This window comes from Nonomuraea roseoviolacea subsp. carminata (genome assembly GCF_024172185.1).
Lineage (GTDB): Bacteria > Actinomycetota > Actinomycetes > Streptosporangiales > Streptosporangiaceae > Nonomuraea > Nonomuraea roseoviolacea.
On sequence record NZ_JAMZEC010000001.1, the window covers coordinates 312,118 to 332,415 of the forward strand.

Consider the following 20,298-nt stretch of genomic DNA (forward strand, 5'->3'; position numbering starts at 1 on the left):
GAAACGGGTACGTCAGGCGATCAGGGCGAAGAACGTCCGGAGGCTCTCGACCAGGGACTCCGGCGTCGCCATGGCCACCATGTGGCTGGGACTGTGCTCGCCCGCCCAGTGGACGACGCGGTTGCGGCGCGCGGCGAGCCGGCGGAACAGGTCGGGACCGCCGTGTGAGATGCCCGTCGGGACGCCGGTCTGGTCGATCGGCAGGCCGGCCGCCCCTTCGTAGTACGTCCAGGACGACGAGCCGCCCGTGCCGGTGAACCAGTAGACGCTCGCGTTGGTCAGCAGCAGGTCGCGGGCGACGGGCTCGGCCACCTCGCCGTCGCCGGCAGGCCATCCGTCGAACTCCTTGAACCGTTCGACCAGGTACGCCAGCTGCATGACGGGCGAGTCGGCGAAGCCGAAGGCCAGTGTCTGCGGCCGGTTGGCCAGGTACGGGCCGTAGCCGCTGCCTCCCGCCCAGTTCTCGCCGATGTGGCGGGCGGTCTCCCGCTCCTCGTCGGTCGCGCCCTCCAGCTCGGCGGGGTCGCCGGTCGGTATGCCCAGGCCGGCGGTGATGTGCGAGCCGATGACGTGCTCACCGTCGAGGGCGGCCAACTGTGGGGTGACGAGCGCCCCGGCGTCGTTGCCGTGAGCCCCGTACCGCTCGTAGCCGAGCCTGCCCATCAGCTCCGCCCAGGTACGGGCGACGCGTTCGATGCTCCAGGCCCGCTCGCCGGTGGGCTCGGGGAACGGCGAGAAGCCGAACCCGGGCAGCGACGGCGCCACCACGTGGAAGGCGACGGAGGGGTCGAGCCCGTGCGCGCGGGGGTCGCTGAGCGGGCCGATGACGTTCATGAACTCGGCGACGGAGTTCGGCCAGCTGTGCGTGACGATCAGCGGCACCGCGCCGGGCTCGGGCGAGCGGGCGTGCACGAAGTGGACGGTCTGGCCGTCGATCTCGGTCGTGTACTGGGGAAAGGCGTTGAGCCGCGCCTCCTGGGCGCGCCAGTCGAAGCCGTCGGCCCAGTACGCGGCCAGGTCCCGCAGGTGGTCGACCGGGACGCCCCGGCTCCAGCCACCGGGCAGTTGCCGGGCCCAGCGGGTGCGGAGGAGGCGGTGGCGCAGGTCGTCAAGGTCGGCCGGGGGAATGTCGATCACGAAGGGCTTCATGCCTGCCACGGTAGGAGGCAAAGCGGAAGATTTCGTTCCGCGTTCTGCCGCCGCACAAGATGAGGCCTGCGGACGAGGCGGCGCACCCGAGCGATGCCGCATCCCGGTGAGGCCGCATCCCCGGACGAGGCCGCATCCCCGGACCGCTCGCACGGGGGATAAGGCCGCACCCCGACAAGGCCGCACACCAGAACGAGGGCGGCGCCCCGAGGAGGCCCAGGCCCCACCCCAGACGAGGCCGCACCCCGGGTAGGCCCCGCTCCCCGGATGAGGCCGTACCCGGATGAGGGCCGCGGAGGAAAAGCGGGAAGCCCCGCACGGATGATCCGTGCGGGGCTTCCCTCAGGACGTGCCTGTGGTGGAGCCGCTACCTCAGCTCTGGCCGCCGGCCAGCTTCTCCCGAAGCGCGGCGAGCGCCTCGTCGGAAGCGAGAGCGCCACCCGCGGGAGCGGAGGAGCTGCTCGACGAAGGAGCCGCGGACTCACCCGTGTAGGACGAGGGAGCGGCCTCGCCGGCCTCCGCCTCGGCCCGACGGGCCTCCTCGATCTGCTTCTTGTGGGCCTCGAAGCGAGTCTGGGCCTCGGCGTACTGCCGCTCCCACTCCTCGCGCTGCTTGTCGAAGCCCTCGAGCCACTCCCCGGTCTCCGGGTCGAAGCCCTCGGGGTAGATGTAGTTGCCCTGGTCGTCGTAGGTCGCCGCCATGCCGTACAGCGTGGGGTCGAACTCGACCTCAGTGCCGACACCCTCGTTGGCCTGCTTCAGCGAGAGGCTGATGCGACGGCGGTCGAGGTCGATGTCGATGATCTTGACGAAGATCTCGTCGCCGACCTGGACGACCTGCTCCGGGATCTCCACGTGGCGCTCGGCCAGCTCGGAGATGTGGACCAGGCCCTCGATGCCCTCCTCGACCCGGACGAACGCACCGAACGGCACCAGCTTGGTGACGCGACCCGGCACGACCTGGCCGATCTGGTGGGTGCGGGCGAACTGCTGCCACGGGTCTTCCTGGGTGGCCTTGAGCGACAGGGAGACGCGCTCGCGCTCCATGTCGACGTCGAGGACCTCGACCGTGACCTCCTGGCCGACCTCGACGACCTCGGAGGGGTGGTCGATGTGCTTCCAGGACAGCTCGGACACGTGGACCAGACCGTCAACGCCGCCGAGGTCCACGAACGCACCGAAGTTGACGATCGAGGACACGACGCCCTTGCGGACCTGGCCCTTCTGAAGGGTGTTGAGGAACGTCTGGCGAACCTCGGACTGCGTCTGCTCAAGCCAGGCGCGACGCGACAGAACCACGTTGTTGCGGTTCTTGTCGAGCTCAATGATCTTCGCCTCGAGCTCGCGGCCGACGTACGGCTGCAGGTCGCGGACACGCCGCATCTCGACCAGGGACGCCGGGAGGAAGCCACGGAGGCCGATGTCGAGGATGAGACCACCCTTGACGACCTCGATGACGGTGCCGGTGACGATGCCGTCCTCGTCCTTGATCTTCTCGATCGTGCCCCAGGCCCGCTCGTACTGAGCGCGCTTCTTGGACAGGATCAGGCGGCCCTCCTTGTCCTCCTTCTGGAGAACCAGGGCCTCGACGTGCTCGCCGACCTCCACGACGTCAGCAGGATCGACATCGTGCTTGATGGAAAGCTCGCGCGAGGGGATGACACCCTCGGTCTTGTAGCCGATATCGAGAAGGACCTCGTCTCGATCGACCTTGACGACGGTGCCCTCGACGATGTCACCGTCGTTGAAGTACTTGATGGTCTCGTCGATCGCGGCGAGGAAGGCTTCCTCGGACCCGATGTCGTTGACCGCTACCTGCGGGGTGCTCGAGGTGGCCTCAGTGCTGGACGTCATGTGTGGAAGTGCTCCGAACGCGGACAGGATGTCGATGTGGCGGATGCGCGGCAGGCCCTCTTCCGCATCAAGCCGAGGAGTTACGACATCGACGTGACCGAGCGCGAGCCCGCTCCGTCTGAGGCGCGCGCGAGCCCACAGCGCAGCGATCAGCATATGAGACGTCGGCCACGGGGTCAATCCAAGTCACGCACGCCACCTGATCGACAAGCGTCAGTAGGCGATGATGCGGCCGCGCCACTTGGCGTCGATATTACCCTGAAGCCGCGTCGGGACGGAGATCCGCCCGGGGTCGCCATCCGAGACGTAGCGGTCGTCGGGGTGCTTGTCCAGCCACTCCAGCCAGTACTGCGAGCACCATTTGCGACACTCGCCCTTTTTGCCATTGCTCTGGATGCGCTGGATCGCGCCGGGGCGGAACTTTTTCGCGTAGGGCGAAAGCGACGGCTCGGCCCCGGCCAGGAAGACGCCCGTGAAGTCGTACCGCGTGCCGTCCCACTTGCCCTTGCGGGCCAGCTCCCGCGGGTGCGGCGCCACGCCGAAGGGCAGGGCGAGGGTCCGCGGGGTGCCCGCGCCGAGCTTCTCCAGCATCCGCTGCACCTTGACGATCTGCTTCTGGACCGTCTTCTTCGGCAGCACGCCGAGGTTGGGGTGGGACCAGGTGTGGTTGGCCACCTCGAACCCGTGGCCGACGAGCCAGCGCACGGCCGCCGCCTGCGACGCCTCGTCCCGCAGCCCGAACGGCTCCCGATTGACCCAGAACGTGGCCGTGGGCCGGAACGACGGGTAGCGCCGGGCCACGTCGAGGATGACCCCCGCCGCGGTGTCGGGCGCCGGGTTGCCGGAGGCGTCCAGCCGGAAGTGGCTCGGGTGCCCGTCGTCGAAGGTCAGCACGACCGGGAACTTCCCGGCGGGCACCCGGATGTCGCCCGCGACGAACTCGGCCGCGGTGATCGGCACGTAGCCGCGCTTGGCCAGGCTCTCCAGCTCCTGCCGGAGCTGCTTGGGGGTGCGGTCGATGGAGGCGTAGCGCTTGCTGATGATGCGGTGGTACATCAGCACCGGCACCACGCCGGCCTCGTTGGCCTTGACCTGGCGGGCGAACTCGGGCGTGGCCGCCACGCCGGGCGGCTGCCCCGCGGGGGACGCCGAGGGGCCCGGTGAGGGACTCCCCTGGGGCGGGGTGGGGTCGTGGGGCGGTTTCGCGGTCGGCGGCGCCGCCAGGGCGGCCTGGGGGCGCGGGACGCGCTCCCCGTGGGAGGGGACCACCGTCAGGCCGACGATGGCCACGGCCACCACCACGACGTTCGCGACGCCGATGAGAGGGCCGACGACCGGGGGGAGGGACGACGCTGACCGCACAGAACTCCCGTGCACTCGGGGGACCTAGCCTTCAGGGTAGTGCAGGGCCACCCGGAGAGCGGCCCTCCGTACGGAGGCCCATCTGCCCGGCTATATCGCGAGGAAACCGCCTGAGGGAGCGAAGAACACCCGTCCCGGCACACAACCGGACACCTCTCCCCTGCTCCGGGCGCCACTCATGTCTCCCGTTTCCGTTCTCCCCGGGTTGCGGTCCCCTGCCTCGCCTCCCCATCCCGGCCCCCGCCTCCTCGACCGGTCCACGCGCGATGCGACCTCAGCCCGCTCCAGGCCCGCCTGTTGCCGCGCCCCGATGGTGGCGTGGGGGCATGGGGCAGGTTCGCCGGGTGCACGCGGGGCCGTCCAGGGGTGGCGTGGGGCCTCGCCGGGTGCGCGCAAGGGGTGGGGGGCGTCACTGGGGACGTGCCGGGCCTCCCGGAGGCGGCGCGATGGACCTCAGCCCGCTCCGGGCCCACCTGTTGCCGCGCCCGATGGTGGTGTGGGGGGGCATGGGCGGGCGTCGCCGGGCGCATGCCGGGCCATCCAGGGGTGGTGTGAGGGCCTCGCCGGGTGCGCGCAAGGGGTGAGGGGGCGTCACTGGGGACGTGCCAGGCCTCCCGGAGGCGGCGTGAGGGCGTCGCCGGAGGCTTGCCGGGCCGTCCAGGGGCGGCGTGAGGGCGTGGCCGGTCGCCGGGGGGTGTGCCGAGCCGTCCGGGGGCGGCGTGGGAGGCGCGGCGGCATGGGCTCGCGCGGTCACTGTCGGGTGCCCGGAGCCCGCGCCGCGACATCAGCGGGCCGCGAGCAGTGCGGCCGAAAACGCGCTCACGCCGGCCCGGTCAGGCGCCCTTTCACCTGGCCGGGCCGGGGCCGCGAAGTCGTCGCCACGGCGGTGACGGCGGCGAGCGTCAGTGACCCGCGTCCTCCCACGTACGGCCCACGCCGACCGACACCTCCAGCGGCACCCGCAGGTGGTAGGCCGCGTTCATCTGGTCGCACACGAGCTGCCGCAGCGCCTCCAGCTCGCCCGGCGCCACCTCGAACACCAGCTCGTCGTGGACCTGCAGCAGCATCCGCGAGGCCAGGCGTTCCTCGGCGATGGCCTGGCGGACGTGCAGCATGGCGACCTTGATGATGTCGGCCGCCGAGCCCTGGATCGGGGCGTTGAGCGCCATCCGCTCGGCCATCTCGCGGCGCTGGCGGTTGTCGCTGGTCAGGTCGGGCAGGTAGCGGCGGCGGCCCATGATGGTCTCGGTGTAGCCGTCGTTGCGGGCCTGGCGGACGATGTCCTGCAGGAAGTCGCGCACCCCGCCGAACTCCTCGAAGTACTCCTCCTTCAGCGCCCGCGCCTCGGCCACCGGGATGTTGAGCTGCCCGGCCAGCCCGAAGTCGGACAGGCCGTAGGCCAGGCCGTAGTTCATGGCCTTGATGCGCGCCCGCAGCTCGCCGTCGACCTGCTCCGGCGGCAGGTCGAAGACGCGCGCCGCGGTGGCCTGGTGGAAGTCGTGGCCGGACTCGAAGGCCGCGATCAGCGACTCGTCGCCCGACAGGTGGGCCATGATGCGCAGCTCGATCTGGCTGTAGTCGGCGGTGAGCAGCGTCTCGTAGCCCTCGCCCACCACGAAGCCCTGCCGGATGCGCCGGCCCTCGGCGGTGCGGATGGGGATGTTCTGCAGGTTGGGCTTCTCGGACGACAGCCGGCCGGTGGCCGCGATGATCTGGTTGAAGGTGGTGTGGATGCGCCCGTCGTCGGCGACCTCCTTGATCAGGCCCTCGACGGTGGTGCGCAGCTTCTGCTGGTCGCGGTGGCGCAGCATGATGGTCGGCAGCTCGTGCTCGGTCTGGGTGGCGAGCCAGGCGAGCTGGTCGGCGTCGGTGCTGTAGCCGGTCTTGATCTTCTTGGTCTTGGGCAGGTTGAGCCGGACGAAGAGGATCTCCTGGAGCTGCTTGGGCGAGCCGAGGTTGAACTGCTCGCCGACGACCCGGTGGGCCTCCTCGACGGCGTGCTTGACCGCGGCGCCGAACTCCGCCTCCAGGCCCGTGAAGTACGCGCTGTCGACGGCGATGCCGGCCCGCTCCATCTCGGCAAGCACGGTCACCAGCGGCAGCTCCACGTCGGCCAGGAGCTGGGTGCCGCCGCGCCCGGCCAGGAAGCCCTCCAGGGCGTCGGCCAGCTCGCGCACCACGTGGGCGCGCAGCGCGAGGTCCTTGGCCGGGGCGTCCTCGTCGTCGCCGAACAGCGCGGCCTGGCCGTCGGACTCCTCCTCGGCCCGCAGGTCGCGGTTGAGGTAGCGGCGGGCGAGGTCCTCGAGCGTGAACGTGCGCTGCCCCGGCATCGCGAGGTAGGCGGCCAGCGCGGTGTCGCAGGCCAGCCCGCGCAGCGTCAGGCCCTGCTCCCACAGCGCGAGCATGGGGCCCTTGGCGTCGTGGACGGCCTTGGGCCGGGTCTCGTCCTCCAGCCAGGCGCGCAGCGCGGCCTCGTCGGCCTCGGTGAGCTTGACCGGGTCGATGTGGGCGGCCGTGCCGTCGGGCGAGGCGATCGCGATGCCCTCGACGCGGCCGGCGCCGCGCCCGTAGGAGCCGCGGAAGGCCAGCCCGGCGCGGCCCTCGGGCATCGCGGCCAGCCAGCCGGCCACCCGGTCGGGGCCGAGCAGGACGGTCTCGACCTCGAAGCCCTGGTCGGGCTCGCGCTCGCCGGAGCCGAGCGTCTTGAAGACGCGCTCGCGCAGCTCGCCGCGGATCTGGAGGCTGTCGAAGAGCTTGTTGACCTCCTCGCGCTCCCAGGCGCCCTGCTGGAGGTCGGCCAGGTCGACGTCGAGGGCGACGTCGCGCAGCAGCTCGGTGAGGCGGCGGTTCATGAGCACCTGGGCGACGTGCTCGCGCAGCTTGTCGCCCACCTTGCCCTTGACCTCGTCGACCCGGTCGATCAGCGCGGTGAGCGAGCCGAACTCGCGCACCCACTTGGCCGCGGTCTTCTCCCCCACGCTCGGGATGCTGAGCAGGTTGTCGCTGGGGTCGCCGCGCAGCGCCGCGAAGTCGGGGTACTGGGCGGGCGTCAGGCCGTACTTCTCCTCGACCGCCTCCGGCGTGAACCGGGTCATGTCGCTGATGCCGCGGCGGGTCATGAGCACGGTGACGTGCTCGTCGACGAGCTGGAGCGCGTCGCGGTCGCCGGTGACGACCAGCACGTTCATGCCCTCGGCCGAGGCGCGGGTGGCCAGCGTGGCGATGAGGTCGTCGGCCTCGAAGCCGGCCTTGGACAGGTGCGGGATGCGCAGCGTGTCGAGCAGCTCGTAGATGAGCTGCATCTGGCCGCGGAAGTCCTCGGGCGTCTCGCTGCGGTTGGCCTTGTAGGCGGCGTACTCCTCGTGCCGGAACGTCGGCTCGGACCGGTCGAAGGCCACGGCCACGTGCGAGGGCTGCTCGTCGCGCAAAATGTTGGTCAGCATCGAGGTGAACCCGTAGACCGCCTCGGTGTGCTGACCATCGGTGGTCATCAGGTTGGCGTCCTTGAGCGCGTAGAAGGCGCGGTAGGCCAACGAGTGCCCGTCGAGCAGCAGCAGGCACGGTCGGCTGGGGGTCACTTCAACTTTCGGCACACCCGCAGCCTAGTCTGCGACTGCGACAGAAAACCGCTGCCCCGAAGACTGGAGGCCACCTCTTGACGCAGACGGACCCCGCCGACGTGACGCAGGCGGACCCCGCCGACATCGGCATGTTCAACGCCTTCCACGAGGGCACGCTCCCCGAGCGCATGGGCATCGAGTTCGTGGAGGCCGGCGCGGAGCGGGTCGTGGCCCGCATGCCGGTGGAGGGGAACACGCAGCCGTACGGGCTGCTGCACGGCGGCGCCTCGGCGGTGCTGGCCGAGACGCTGGGGTCGGTGGGCGCGGCGATCCACGCGGGCCCGGAGCGGATCGCGGTCGGCATCGAGCTCAACGCGACCCATCACCGCTCGGCCACCTCCGGCCACGTGACGGGCGTGGCCACGCGGCTGCACGGCGGCCGGACGCTGGCGACGTACCACATCGAGATCACCGACGACCAGGGACGACTCGTCTGCACGTCGCGTTTGACCTGTATGTTGCGCGATCGTTGAACGCCACGCGCTCACGTCTCCCTTTGCACAGGGCACCCGTGGGTCGCTACCGTTGTTCCCGAGCAGAGCCCGCAGGGGCGACCGAGTAGATAACGTGTGAGGCCGGGGAAGCCCCGCACGGTCCCAAAGGTCGCCCCTCGGGCTCGTTCTCGTTACGGGGCCGCGCCCGAGGCGCCGGGGCGGCGCGCGGGGCCGGTCGTCACCGGCCTGTCACAGCAGGGGCGTCGGCGTTAGCGACGATTCACCGCCTGACCTGCTGCGTTGTTTGCTCACGCCTGCGACACGCACATGTCACTAATTGGTGACGGACGATAGATAAGGCACTCCTTCCCGCAATAAGCTCCCGCAACAGCATCGAGTTGTGCCTGCGATGCGCGCGTGTCGAGATGGAGGGGCACCCATACCCCGCCTTGACCTATAGAGGGAGCACCATTGCGCAGAGCCGTGATCGCGTTCACGGCCTTTCTGAGTGGACTCGTCCTCCTGCTCACCGCCCCGGCCCAAGCGGCCACGGCGGACCAGGGCCTCAGAGGAACGCTCACATTCCAAGGCCAGCCAGTGAATGGCGTGAAAATCGTCGTGACCACCGAAAGCGGACAACCCGTCGCGGCGGTCACCACCAACGCGCAAGGTACGTGGCAGGTGCCGGTCGACAAGGCCGGCCGGTACAAGGTCACGCTGGATGTCGCCACGCTGCCCAAGAACGCGGCGGTCCGGGGCGGGAACAACGTCCGGACGCCGACGGTGTACGAGGGCAACATGTCCACCGTGCTGTTCGCCCTGCAGCCCAAGGCGGCGCCGGGGCAGCCCGCGGAGGAGGAAGGCGGCGAGAGCAGCTTCTGGACCCAGGCGGCGCAGCTCGCCTTCGAGGGCCTCAACCTCGGCCTCATCATCGCGCTCGCGGCGCTCGGCCTGTCGCTCATCTACGGCACGACCGGCCTGACCAACTTCGCCCACGGTGAGCTGGTCACGCTCGGCGCCATCCTGGCCTACGCCTTCAACGTCGGCGTCGGCCTGCACCTCATCCCCGCCGCGGTGATCGCGGTGATCCTCGCCGGCGGCCTCGGCTACGCGCAGGACCGGTTCTTCTGGGGGGCGCTGCGCAAACGGGGCACCGGCACCATCGCCATGATGATCATCTCGATCGGTGTGGCCCTCTTCCTGCGCTACGTGTTCCTCATCTTCTTCGGCGGCCAGAACGAGGCGTTCGCCCAGTACACCGCCCAGCCCGGCATCGAGATCGGCCCGATCTCGGCGGCGCCCAAGAACTTCGTCGCCATGGGCATCGAGCTGCTCGTCCTCGTCGTGGTCGGCGTCGCGCTGCTGCGCACCCGCACCGGCAAGGCGGCCCGCGCCGTCGCCGACAACCCGGCGCTGGCCTCGTCGTCCGGCATCAACGTCGACCGGGTCATCCGCATCATCTGGACCATGGGCGGCGCCATCGCCGCGCTGGCCGGCATCATGCTCGGCCTCTCGCAGAACCTGAAGTACACGATGGGCCAGGACATCCTGCTGCTCATCTTCGCCGGCGTCACGCTCGGCGGACTCGGCACCGCGTTCGGCGCCCTCGTCGGCTCCCTCATCGTCGGCCTGTTCATCCAGCTGTCCACCCTCTGGGTGCCGCCGGAGCTCAAGTCGGTCGGCGCGCTCGCCGTGCTCATCATCGTGCTCCTCTTCCGGCCGCAGGGCATCCTCGGCCGCCGAGAGCGGATCGGCTGACGGGGGGAACCATGGACTGGGTAACGATCATCTCCACCACCGTCAAGGCCGCCGTCGGCGTCGAGACGGTGCTCTACGCGCTCGCCGCCATCGGCATCAACGTCCACTTCGGTTACACGGGCCTGCTGAACTTCGGCCAGGCGGCGTTCATGGCCGTGGCCGGCTACGGCCTCGCGGTCACCGTCACCGTGCTCGGGCTCCCGTTCTGGGTCGGCATCGGCGTCGGCCTGCTGGCCGCCGTGCTGCTGGCGGTCATCCTGGGCATCCCGACCCTGCGCCTGCGCGCCGACTACCTGGCCATCGTCACGATCGCGGCGGCCGAGATCATCCGGCTGATCTTCCGGTCGGTGGCCTTCAAGGACGTCTTCGGCGGCTCCGACGGCCAGCGCGGCTTCTCCGAGGGCTTCTACGCGCTCAACCCCTTCCCCGAGGGCGACTACGGCTTCGGGTGGTTCACCTTCAACAACCGGGTCACCTGGGTGCTGTTCGTCGGCTGGATCCTCATCGCCCTGTCGTGCCTCATCGTGTACCTGCTGATGAAGAGCCCGTGGGGCCGGGTGCTCAAGGCCATCCGCGAGGACGAGGACGCGGTGCGCGCCCTCGGCAAGAACGTCTTCTCGTACAAGATGCAGTCGCTCATCCTCGGCGGCGTCATCGGCGCGCTCGGCGGTTTCATCTACGGCCTGGCCTTCGCCTCGGTCCAGCCGGACATCTTCGGCACCGAGACCACCTTCTTCGCGTACACGATCGTCATCCTCGGCGGCGCGGCCCGCGTCCTCGGCCCCGTCGTCGGCTCGATGATCTTCTGGGTGCTGCTGGTCCTGGTCAACGGCATCCTGAGCGGCGCGGTCGAGGCCGGCTACCTGCCCTTCATGGCGCCCACCCAGGTGGGCCCGGTGCGCTTCCTCCTGGTCGGCATAGGACTCATCCTCTTGCTCGTCTACCGGCCACAGGGCATCTTCGGTGACAAGAGGGAGATTGCAATCGATGCACGCTGACAGCACCGCCGGCACCGTGACCGCGACGACCGAGCGCAAGGCCGCGGCCCTGGCCGCGTTCAAGGACCTCGCCCGCGACCCCGGCGTGCCCAAGCCCGACCCGATCCTCGTGGTGGACAAGGTGGTGCGCCGCTTCGGCGGCCTGACCGCCGTCGAGGTGGAGCACGTCGAGATCCAGCGCGGCTCCATCACCGCGCTGATCGGCCCGAACGGCGCCGGCAAGACGACCTTCTTCAACCAGCTCACCGGCTTCGACACCGCCGACGCCGGCGAGTGGACGTTCAACGGCCGGCCGATGAACGGCGTGCCCGCCCACAAGGTGGCCCGCGCCGGCATGGTCCGCACCTTCCAGCTCACCAAGGCGCTGTCGCGGCTCACCGTCATGGAGAACATGCGGCTCGGCGCCCAGCAGCAGAAGGGCGAGAGCTTCTTCCGGGCGCTGCTGCCGAACCTGTGGCGCGGCCAGGAGGACGAGATCACCGAGCGGGCCGAGGACCTGCTCACCAGGTTCAAGCTCGCCGCCAAGCGCGACGACTTCGCCGGAGCCCTGTCGGGCGGCCAGCGCAAGCTGCTGGAGATGGCCCGCGCGCTCATGGTCCAGCCCGAGCTGGTCATGCTCGACGAGCCCATGGCCGGCGTCAACCCGGCCCTGACCCAGTCGCTGCTCGGTCACGTGAAGGACCTGCGCGAACAGGGTATGACGGTGCTGTTCGTCGAGCACGACATGGACATGGTCCGCGACATCAGCGACTGGGTCATCGTCATGGCCCAGGGCGCGGTGATCGCCGAGGGGCCGCCGGACACCATCATGTCCGACCCCCGCGTCATCGACGCCTACCTGGGCGCGCACCACGACGCGCCGCTGTCGGAGACGGAGCTGCAGGAGCAGCTTCACGAGGCGGAGGCGGAGCTCGAGGCAGAGATCGAGGAGGAGACTCAGAAGTGAACACCGTCCCCGAGTCCTCGAAGGCCGAGCAGCCCGCTCAGGAGGGCGCAGAGGCCCCCGAGACCGCCGCCGCGGCGACCGCGACCGCCGAGGAGCCCGCCACGTCCCGGCAGGCCGTCACGGACCGCTCGGCGCACCTGCAGGGCGCGGAGAGCGCCGTGCTGCGCTGCGACGAGCTGATCGCCGGCTACCTTCCCGGCGTCAACATCCTCAACGGCTCCGACCTGTACGTCGGCGAGGGCGAGCTGATCGGCATCATCGGCCCCAACGGCGCCGGCAAGTCGACGCTGCTCAAGGCCATGTTCGGGCTCGTCACCATCCGCAGCGGCACGGTGAAGCTCAAGGGTGAGGACATCACCAACATGAAGGCGCACCAGCTGGTCTCGCGCGGCGTGGGCTACGTCCCGCAGACCAACAACGTCTTCCCGAGCCTCACCATCGAGGAGAACCTCGAGATGGGCGCCTTCCAGGTGCCCGGCAAGTTCAAGGAGCGCTTCGAGTTCGTCGCCGAGCTGTTCCCCGCGCTCAAGGAGCGGCGCAAGCAGCGCGCCGGCTCCCTGTCGGGCGGCGAGCGGCAGATGGTGGCCATGGCCCGGGCGCTCATGACCGAGCCGTCGGTGCTGCTGCTCGACGAGCCGTCGGCGGGTCTCTCGCCCAAGCTGCAGGACCTGGTGTTCATCCAGGCGCAGCAGATCAACAAGGCCGGCGTCACGGTCATCATGGTCGAGCAGAACGCCCGGCGCTGCCTGCAGATCTGCCACCGCGGCTACGTCCTCGACCAGGGCCGCAACGCCTACACCGGCACCGGCCGGCAGCTCGCCAACGACCCCAAGGTGATCGAGCTGTACCTCGGCACCCTGGCCAAGGCGTAGGGGTCGCTTTCCCGACATAACGGTTCTCGGTAACGGTTCTCGCACAACGGCGGAGGGGCTCCCCACGGGGGCTCCTCCGCCGTTTCAATGACGGGTGTGAGACGAATCGTGGTGACCACGCTGCTCGTGCCGCTCCTGTCGATCCTCGCCGCCTGCCAGAACACGCCCGCCGCCACGGCCGGCAGGTACAGCACGGGCGGGGATCCCACCGACGACCCCTGCGCCCGGGTCGTCTCCGCCATCGGGTACGCCGACCTCCTCCTGAGGCCCAGAGGGCAGGAGGAGGGCCAGTACTTCGAGGACGCGGTGCTGGGGCGCCTGGCCGAGGCCCGGGGCATCACGCTGCAGTACGGCCCCGCCCTGCCCGCATCGCTGGCGCCCGCCGTGCGGGACGTCGAGGACGCGACGGCGGGGCTGTCCCGCGCCGACGTGCCCCGCGCCCGGCAGGTGGAGCTGCTGAAGAAGTACCGCGCCGCGGCCGACCGGATCAGGGCCGGCTGCGCCTGACCTGGCCGCACGGCGAAGGGGCCTTCGGAAAGACGGCGAAGGGGCCCGGTCCGTGCGGACCGGGCCCCTTCGAAGGCTCGCGCGAGCGTCAGCCGGCGATGTTGCCGGTGCGGTACTCGAGCGCCTTGGTGGCGTACTTGTTGTCCTTGCCGTACTGGTAGATGCCGATCGTGGCGACGGCCGGGTCACCGGCGTCGTTGAACTCGACCGGGCCGCTGACGCCCTCGTAGTCGATGTCCTTGCCGGCCTTCAGCAGCTCGACGCAGGACTTGAAGTCGTTGCACTTCTCGCCGCCCTTGCTGACCTCGGCCAGCTTCTTGGCGATGTCGGTGCCGGCGTCGCTCTTGGCGGCCTCGGCGGCCAGCGCGAGCAGGTTGGTCGCGTCGTACGACTCGGGTCCGTAGCTGAAGTCCTGCAGCTTCGGGTTGGTCGCCATGAGCTTCTTCTGGAACTCCTCCGGAGCCGCGGCGCCCGGGATGGTGCCCTTGACGCCCGTGAGGGTGCCCGGAGGCATCTTCACGTAGTTGGTGTTGGAGGTGTTGCCGTCGACCATGTACCACTTGTGCTTGCTGGCCGGCATGCCCTGCTTGACCAGCTCCTGCACGACCTTCGAGGTCTCCTCGAAGCCGATGAGCACGATGCCCTTCGGGTTCTTGGCCTTGATCTTCGCCACGTCGGCGGAGAAGTCGGCGGCCTTCGGGTCGTAGTCGACCCGCTCGACGACCTGGCCACCGGAGTCGGTGACGGTCTTGGAGACCTGGTCGGCCAGGCCGGTGCCGTACGAGTCCTGCATCGCGAGGATGCCGACCGTGTCGTTGCCGTCGGCCACCACGAGGTCACCCAGCACGCGGCCCTGCAGCTTGTCCGGCGGGGACGTGCGGAAGTACAGGCCCTTGTCCTCGATCGTGGTGAACTTGTCCGAGGTGTTGGCGGGCGAGAACTGGATCACACCGGCACCGGTGATCTTGTCGATCACCGACTCCGACACCGACGACGACGCGGCGCCGATGATGGCGTCGGCCTTCTGCGCGAGCAGCTTGTCGACCGACTGCGAGGCGATGTTGGTGGTCGTGTCACCCGAGTCGGTGTCGTACTTGACCACCGGCTTGCCGAGCACGCCGCCCGCCTCGTTGATCTCCTTGAGCGCAGCGTCCACGCCCGCGATCTCGGGCGGGCCGAGGAAGGCCAGCGAGCCCGTCTGCGGCAGTAGCGTGCCAAGCGTGAGCGTGCCGTCACCCTTAGCCGCGGGGGCCGCGGAAGACGGCGCCGCCGCGGACTCGGACGGCTGAGTGGCGGTGTCGCTGCCACCACCGCAAGCCGTAAGAGCGAGGCTGGCGGCAGCGGCGACTGCCAGCGCCCGCCCCACGGGAGCAATGCGGACCATGAAGTGTCTCCTTCATCTCCAGGCCGGGATCGGTCAGCACCGCCGACGTTCCCGTTCGAATGACGGAAACGTACAAAACCGCCATGGCCTGGAACCAGATGCCGTCCTGAACTGTCGGCACTTGGATGCGGAGTCGTAACCAGTCCTCAACTTACGAGAGCCGCTCAAGGTTGCCTAATGTGCGTGCAGTGAAGCACTTTAGGGTCCCCCTGGTCATGGTGGTTATGCTGTCGGGTTGCGGCAGTCCCGGCAGACCGGCCGAACCCTCGTCACGACCACCCTACGGGGTGTCCGTGTCGCTGGCCCAATGGCGCTCCGACGAGCCGGCGCACGCCATCGAGGTCGCTGTCCGCAATACCACGGACACGCCTGTGCATTTCGCCGATGTCCAACTGATCTCGCCGTCATTCAAAACTCTTCCACCGGAAAGCAAGGACTCCACCATCGGGCGCACCGAGCGCACCGATCTCCGCATTCCCTACGGGGAGGCGAACTGCTCGCCCCAGGGGTTGCCGGAGGTCCGGCCCGCCACGGTCGCGGCCCGCGTCCGCGTCGGCTCGGAGCCGCTGCGCAGGGTCGTCTTCCCGGTGCCGCACCCGGACCCGTTGCTGGCCCGGCTGCTGCGCGAGGAGTGCTCGGCGTTCCTCGTCAAGCAGGCGGCCGACATCGCCTTCGGCCCGGACTGGAAGCGGGACGGCGACCTGATGCGCGGCACCCTCGTGCTGACCAGGCGCGGGGCGGGCCGGGTGGCGGTCGGCTCGGTGGACGGCACGACGCACTACATCGTGACGCCCGCCCGCCGGGCCAAGCCGCTGGTGGTGCTGGAGGCCGGGGCCGCGCGGGCCGAGGCGCCGATCGCGCTCTCACCCGGCCGTTGCGACCCGCACGCGTTCGCCGAGGCCAAGAAGGCGTTCCTGTTCCCCGTGCGCGCCTCGGTGGACGGCGGCGAGGAGCGCGTGGTCATCGTGCAGCCGCCGGCCGACCGGCAGAAGGAGCTGATCGACTACGCGCTGGAGGTGTGCGGCCTGAAGAAGTGACCCTCCGGGCCGCGCACAATTCCTAAGCGCGGGGCGCCGCGTCGTCGATGACGATCTGCGCGACCTCGCGCATGCTCAGCCGCCGGTCCATGGACGCCTTCTGGATCCACCGGAACGCCTGCGGCTCGCTCCACCCGTGGGCCGCCATGAGCAGCCCCTTGGCCCGCTCGACCAGCTTGCGGGTCTCCAGCCGCTCGGAGAGGCTCGACACCTCCGCGCTCAGGGCCACCATCTCCTCGTGCCGGCTGACGGCCATCTCGATGGCGGGCACGAGGTCGGCCTTGGTGAACGGCTTGACGAGGTAGGCCATGGCCCCCGCGTCCCTGGCCCGCTCGACCAGGTCGCGCTGGGAGAAGGCGGTCAGGATGAGGCACGGCGCGATCCGGTCGGCCGCGATCCGCTCGGCGGCCGAGATGCCGTCGAGGACGGGCATCTTGACGTCGAGGATCACCAGGTCGGGCTTGAGCTCGGCGGCCAGCCTGATGGCCTGCTCACCGTCACCGGCCTCCCCGACGACGACGTAGCCGTCCTCCTCGAGCATCTCCTTGAGATCGAGGCGGATCAGCGCCTCGTCTTCCGCGATCACCACTCGCCGCTGCGTACTCACGAGCAGAAGAGTACCGATGTCCGCTAGATTAGAGCCACGTCGGTGCTGGCCGGCCGCCGAGTTGGGCTACGCTTTGGCCGTGCGAGACTGTTGATCCGGTCTTGGCCGGATTTTTGCCTCGGTATCCCAATTGGCAGAGGAAGCGGATTCAAAACCCGCGCAGTGTGGGTTCGAGTCCCACCCGAGGCACCTGACGAACCGCTCGGCGCGACCGCCGGGCGGTTCTGTCGTCTCCGGGGTCCGGTCCTCGGCGCACGAGACCTTGGCCGGGCGCCCCCCTTCCCGCGCCTGGCGGCCGTACGACGACGGCTGGTCAACCGGGCCGCGAACGCGGTGACAGCGGGCCAGGACGGCCGGTATCGCCGCAAATTTCGGTAAAAACTCTCTGAGGTGCACCGATACGGGGCTCTTGTGGCCTATGTGACATGCGTAGGAAATGTCGCGAGCGGTGATGTATCCCGGCAGGAGGTGGGACGATGGCGCTGAGCGAGGCCGAGCGGCAGGCGTTCCTTGCCGGCGCGCACATCGCGGCGCTGTCGGTCGAGGCCGGCAAGGAGCGGGCGCCGCTGGTCGTGCCCGTCTGGTACGCCTACAGCCCCGGCGGCGAGGTGTGCCTGCTCACCGGCGGCGACTCGCGCAAGGCCAGGCTGATCGGCAAGGCCGGCCGCTTCGCGCTGCTGGTCCAGCGGTCCAGCCCGACCTACCGGTACGTGTCGGTCGAGGGCCCCGTCGTCGGCTCAAGCCCGACCACGCCGGAGGACCTCACGCTGATCGCGGCCCGGTACCTGGCGGCCGACGCGCTGCCCGGCTACGTGGGCGGCTCGGACACGCGGGCCCTGGTGACGTTCCGGATGCGACCCGAGCGCTGGCTCTCCGCCGACCTCGGCTCCGTGTGACGCCGGGCGCGCGGAAGCCCGGCGACGCGCCCGCCTCCGCCTCGTCCTTCCCGGTGACGGTATTTTGAGGCCCGTGACTGCTATCGACCCCACCGTGACCGGCGCGTACGGCATCGGCCTGGCCACCGTCGCCGCCGACGGCACCGTTCTCGACACCTGGTTCCCGGCGCCCGAGCTGGGCGAGCCGCCCGCGGCCGGCACCGAGCGGCTCGACGCCGCCGCGGCCGGCGACCTCGCCTCGCTGGTCGGCCCCGACCCGCTGCGGGGCGTGGAGGTGGTGGCGGTGCGCACCGGCATCGCCAAGCTCTCCGAGCCGCCCGCGGACGCCCACGACGCCTACCTCAGGCTGCATCTGCTGTCGGCCCGCCTGGTCAGGCCGCACGGGCTGAACCTGGACGGGTTGTTCGGCGTGCTGGCGAACGTGGCGTGGACCAACCACGGGCCGTGCGCGGTCGAGGGCTTCGAGCAGACGCGGCTGCGGCTGCGGGCGAGGGGCCCGGTCACGGTGTACGGGGTGGACAAGTTCCCGCGGATGGTCGACTACGTGCTCCCGGCGGGCGTCCGCATCGCCGACGCCGACCGGGTGCGACTCGGCGCGCACCTGGCCAGCGGCACGACGGTGATGCACGAGGGCTTCGTGAACTTCAACGCCGGAACGCTCGGCGCCTCGATGGTGGAGGGCCGCATCTCGGCCGGCGTGGTCGTGGGCGACGGCTCGGACGTGGGCGGCGGCGCGTCGATCATGGGCACGCTCTCGGGCGGCGGCAAGGAGGTCATCTCCATCGGCGAGCGCTGCCTGCTGGGCGCCAACGCCGGGGTGGGCATCTCGCTGGGCGACGACTGCGTGGTGGAGGCCGGCCTGTACGTGACGGCCGGCACCAAGGTGGGCCTTCCGGACGGGCGCGTGGTCAAGGCCAGGGAGCTGTCCGGGAGCAACGGTCTGCTGCTGCGCAGGAACTCGCGCACGGGCGCGGTCGAGGCGGTGCCGCGTACGGGCCAGGGCATCGAGCTGAACGCGGCCCTGCACCAGAACTGACGCCTGCGGACGGCCGGGCCCCGGGAAGGGTCCGGCCGTCGGTCTCGGGGCCGCGCTCGGTCAGGGTCTCGCTCAGTCGTGCGCCGGACGCAGGAGCGGCGACATCACGTCGGCCGTCTCCTCGCGCCGCTCGACGACCCGCCACCGCCGCCGGGTGGCGCGCACCGGAACGGCCGCGGAGGGCGCCGGCGGGCGGGGACCCGGCGAGTTCGTACCGGAACGGCCGCGGAGGGCGCCGGCGGGCGGGGACCCGGCGAGTTCGTATCAGGACCGCCGCGGGCGGCCGAGCCGTCACCGTGGCGTCGGAGACGGTGGGCTCATCAGGGGGCGGCCTGGCCCGGGCACCGTCGGGGAGACGAGCGAGTGCCGCGGCCGGGCCGCCTCAGCACACCGAGGGGCGGCTAGTTGCCGTGGGAGACGGCCGAGCCGATGGTGTGGACGCGCAGGGCGTTGGTGGAGCCGGGCGTGCCGGGAGGGGACCCGGCGACGATGACGACCTTGTCGCCCTTCTCCAGCCGGCCGAGCGACAGCAGCGACGCCTCGACCTGCCGCACCATGTCGTCGGTGTGGTGGACGAACGGCACGTGGAACGTCTCCACGCCCCACGTCAGCGAGAGCTGGCCGCGCACGTGCGGCGCCGAGGTGAAGGCGAGCAGCGGGATCGGCGAGCGGTAGCGGGCCAGGCGGCGGGCCGTCTCGCCCGACATGGTGAACGCCACCAGGGCCTTGGCCCCGACGATGGCGCCGACCTCGGCCGCGGCCCGGGCGATGGCGCCGCCGGTGGTCTCGGGCATGCGCTCCAGGGTGTGGGTGGCGTGCAGCGAGTGCTTCTCGGCGGCGCACGCGATGCGGTCCATGGTGGACACGGCCTCGATCGGATAGTTGCCGACCGAGGTCTCGCCGGAGAGCATGACCGCGTCGGCGCCGTCCATGACCGCGTAGGCGACGTCGGACGCCTCGGCGCGGGTGGGGCGCGGGGCGCTCATCATGGAGTCGAGCATCTGGGTGGCGACGATGACCGGGCGGGCCTTCTCGCGGCACAGCTCGATGATGCGCCGCTGCACGATCGGCACCTGCTCCAGCGGCAGTTCCACGCCGAGGTCGCCGCGGGCGACCATGATGCCGTCGAACGCCTCGACGATCTCGGGCAGGCGGTCGACGGCCTGCGGCTTCTCGATCTTGGCGAGCAGGGGCAGGCGGACGGCCTCCTGCTCCATGATGTTGCGCACCACGTCGGCGTCGGAGGGACGGCGGACGAACGACAGGGCGATCATGTCGAAGCCCGTGCGCAGCGCCCAGCGCAGGTCGGCCTCGTCCTTGTCGGTGAGGGCGGGCGCGCTGACGTTGACGCCCGGCAGGTTGAGGCCCTTGTTGTCGGAGATCATGCCGCCGATGACCACGCGGGTGGTCACCCGGTCGCCGTCGACGCGGGTGACCTCCAGCACGAGGCGGCCGTCGTCGACGAGGATCGTGTCGCCGGGGCGCACGTCGCCCGGCAGCCCCTTGTACGTCGTGGAGACCTGGTCGCGGTCGCCCGGCACGTCCTCGGTGGTGATGGTGAAGACGTCGCCGAAGCCGAGCCGGACCGGGCCCTCCTCGAACTTGCCGACGCGGATCTTGGGGCCCTGCAGGTCGGCGAGCACGCCTACGCCGCGGCCGAGGTCGGCCGCCACCTCCCTGACCCGGTCGTAGATCTCGCGGTGCACCTCGTGGGTGCCGTGGCTGAGGTTGAACCGGGCCACGTCCATGCCGGCGGAGATCAGCTCGCGCAGGCGTTCAGGGGACGACGTGGCGGGGCCTAGGGTGCAGACGATTTTCGCGCGACGAGTCACGAGTCC

The 20,298-nt window shown here is 70.5% G+C and carries 16 protein-coding genes and 1 tRNA gene; 10 read left to right on the forward strand and 7 right to left on the reverse strand.

Annotated features, from left to right (window positions below):
• Nucleotides 1-12 precede the first annotated feature (12 nt).
• From HD595_RS01410 to polA, 4 genes are all read right to left on the reverse strand, one after another.
• Nucleotides 13-1,149 (reverse strand): epoxide hydrolase family protein, encoded by a 1,137-nt coding sequence (locus HD595_RS01410; protein WP_253765128.1) that lies wholly within the window; start codon nucleotides 1,147-1,149, stop codon nucleotides 13-15.
• Between the two features lie 372 nt (nucleotides 1,150-1,521).
• On the reverse strand, nucleotides 1,522-3,003 hold the full coding sequence (rpsA, locus tag HD595_RS01415; RefSeq protein WP_175591840.1) for a 30S ribosomal protein S1: 1,482 nt from the start codon (nucleotides 3,001-3,003) through the stop codon (nucleotides 1,522-1,524).
• Between the two features lie 213 nt (nucleotides 3,004-3,216).
• On the reverse strand, nucleotides 3,217-4,365 hold the full coding sequence (locus HD595_RS01420) for a polysaccharide deacetylase family protein (protein ID WP_253765129.1): 1,149 nt from the start codon (nucleotides 4,363-4,365) through the stop codon (nucleotides 3,217-3,219).
• Between the two features lie 902 nt (nucleotides 4,366-5,267).
• Entirely contained in the window at nucleotides 5,268-7,958 is a 2,691-nt protein-coding gene (gene polA, locus HD595_RS01425) for a DNA polymerase I (protein WP_253765130.1), read from the reverse strand.
• Nucleotides 7,959-8,074: 116 nt separating this feature from the next.
• On the opposite strand from polA, the gene HD595_RS01430 reads away from it, so the two are divergent.
• From HD595_RS01430 to HD595_RS01455, 6 genes are all read left to right on the forward strand, one after another.
• On the forward strand, nucleotides 8,075-8,458 hold the full coding sequence (locus tag HD595_RS01430; protein ID WP_253781006.1) for a PaaI family thioesterase: 384 nt from the start codon (nucleotides 8,075-8,077) through the stop codon (nucleotides 8,456-8,458).
• Nucleotides 8,459-9,037: 579 nt separating this feature from the next.
• Entirely contained in the window at nucleotides 9,038-10,177 is a 1,140-nt protein-coding gene (locus HD595_RS01435; RefSeq protein WP_253765131.1) for a branched-chain amino acid ABC transporter permease, read from the forward strand.
• A gap of 11 nt (nucleotides 10,178-10,188) precedes the next feature.
• On the forward strand, nucleotides 10,189-11,175 hold the full coding sequence (locus tag HD595_RS01440) for a branched-chain amino acid ABC transporter permease (RefSeq protein ID WP_253765133.1): 987 nt from the start codon (nucleotides 10,189-10,191) through the stop codon (nucleotides 11,173-11,175).
• Nucleotides 11,165-12,121 carry an ABC transporter ATP-binding protein gene (locus tag HD595_RS01445; protein ID WP_253765136.1) on the forward strand — a complete coding sequence of 319 codons (957 nt, stop codon included), beginning with the start codon at nucleotides 11,165-11,167 and terminating at the stop codon, nucleotides 12,119-12,121. The genes HD595_RS01440 and HD595_RS01445 overlap by 11 nt, the downstream gene beginning before the upstream one ends.
• The gene (locus HD595_RS01450; protein WP_420540680.1) at nucleotides 12,118-12,993 is read left to right on the forward strand and encodes an ABC transporter ATP-binding protein; all 876 of its coding nucleotides are present in this window, start codon (nucleotides 12,118-12,120) and stop codon (nucleotides 12,991-12,993) included. Before HD595_RS01445 ends, HD595_RS01450 begins: the two co-directional genes overlap by 4 nt.
• 96 nt (nucleotides 12,994-13,089) lie before the next feature.
• A complete protein-coding gene (locus HD595_RS01455; protein ID WP_253765137.1) occupies nucleotides 13,090-13,500 on the forward strand; it encodes a hypothetical protein in 411 nt (136 codons plus the stop codon).
• A gap of 88 nt (nucleotides 13,501-13,588) precedes the next feature.
• On the opposite strand, the gene HD595_RS01460 is transcribed toward HD595_RS01455, so the two are convergent.
• Nucleotides 13,589-14,884, reverse strand: coding sequence for an ABC transporter substrate-binding protein (locus HD595_RS01460; RefSeq protein ID WP_253765139.1), 1,296 nt, complete (start codon nucleotides 14,882-14,884; stop codon nucleotides 13,589-13,591).
• Nucleotides 14,885-15,255: 371 nt separating this feature from the next.
• Here HD595_RS01460 and HD595_RS01465 point away from each other — a divergent pair, with 371 nt between their 5' ends.
• Nucleotides 15,256-15,921 (forward strand): hypothetical protein, encoded by a 666-nt coding sequence (locus tag HD595_RS01465; protein ID WP_253765140.1) that lies wholly within the window; start codon nucleotides 15,256-15,258, stop codon nucleotides 15,919-15,921.
• Nucleotides 15,922-15,943: 22 nt separating this feature from the next.
• Here HD595_RS01465 and HD595_RS01470 read toward each other — a convergent pair whose 3' ends face one another.
• The gene (locus tag HD595_RS01470) at nucleotides 15,944-16,528 is read right to left on the reverse strand and encodes an ANTAR domain-containing response regulator (protein ID WP_308211091.1); all 585 of its coding nucleotides are present in this window, start codon (nucleotides 16,526-16,528) and stop codon (nucleotides 15,944-15,946) included.
• A 115-nt stretch (nucleotides 16,529-16,643) separates the two neighbouring features.
• Between HD595_RS01470 and HD595_RS01475 the strand changes: the two genes are divergently transcribed.
• From HD595_RS01475 to dapD, 3 genes are all read left to right on the forward strand, one after another.
• A tRNA-Leu gene (locus tag HD595_RS01475) sits at nucleotides 16,644-16,717 on the forward strand.
• A 287-nt stretch (nucleotides 16,718-17,004) separates the two neighbouring features.
• Complete coding sequence (locus HD595_RS01480) at nucleotides 17,005-17,424, forward strand: pyridoxamine 5'-phosphate oxidase family protein (RefSeq protein WP_253765141.1); 420 nt, start codon at nucleotides 17,005-17,007, stop codon at nucleotides 17,422-17,424.
• 73 nt (nucleotides 17,425-17,497) lie between these two features.
• Nucleotides 17,498-18,460 carry a 2,3,4,5-tetrahydropyridine-2,6-dicarboxylate N-succinyltransferase gene (gene dapD / locus HD595_RS01485; RefSeq protein ID WP_253765142.1) on the forward strand — a complete coding sequence of 321 codons (963 nt, stop codon included), beginning with the start codon at nucleotides 17,498-17,500 and terminating at the stop codon, nucleotides 18,458-18,460.
• A 401-nt stretch (nucleotides 18,461-18,861) separates the two neighbouring features.
• On the opposite strand, the gene pyk is transcribed toward dapD, so the two are convergent.
• Nucleotides 18,862-20,292 (reverse strand): pyruvate kinase, encoded by a 1,431-nt coding sequence (pyk, locus tag HD595_RS01490; RefSeq protein WP_253765143.1) that lies wholly within the window; start codon nucleotides 20,290-20,292, stop codon nucleotides 18,862-18,864.
• Nucleotides 20,293-20,298: the final 6 nt, after the last annotated feature.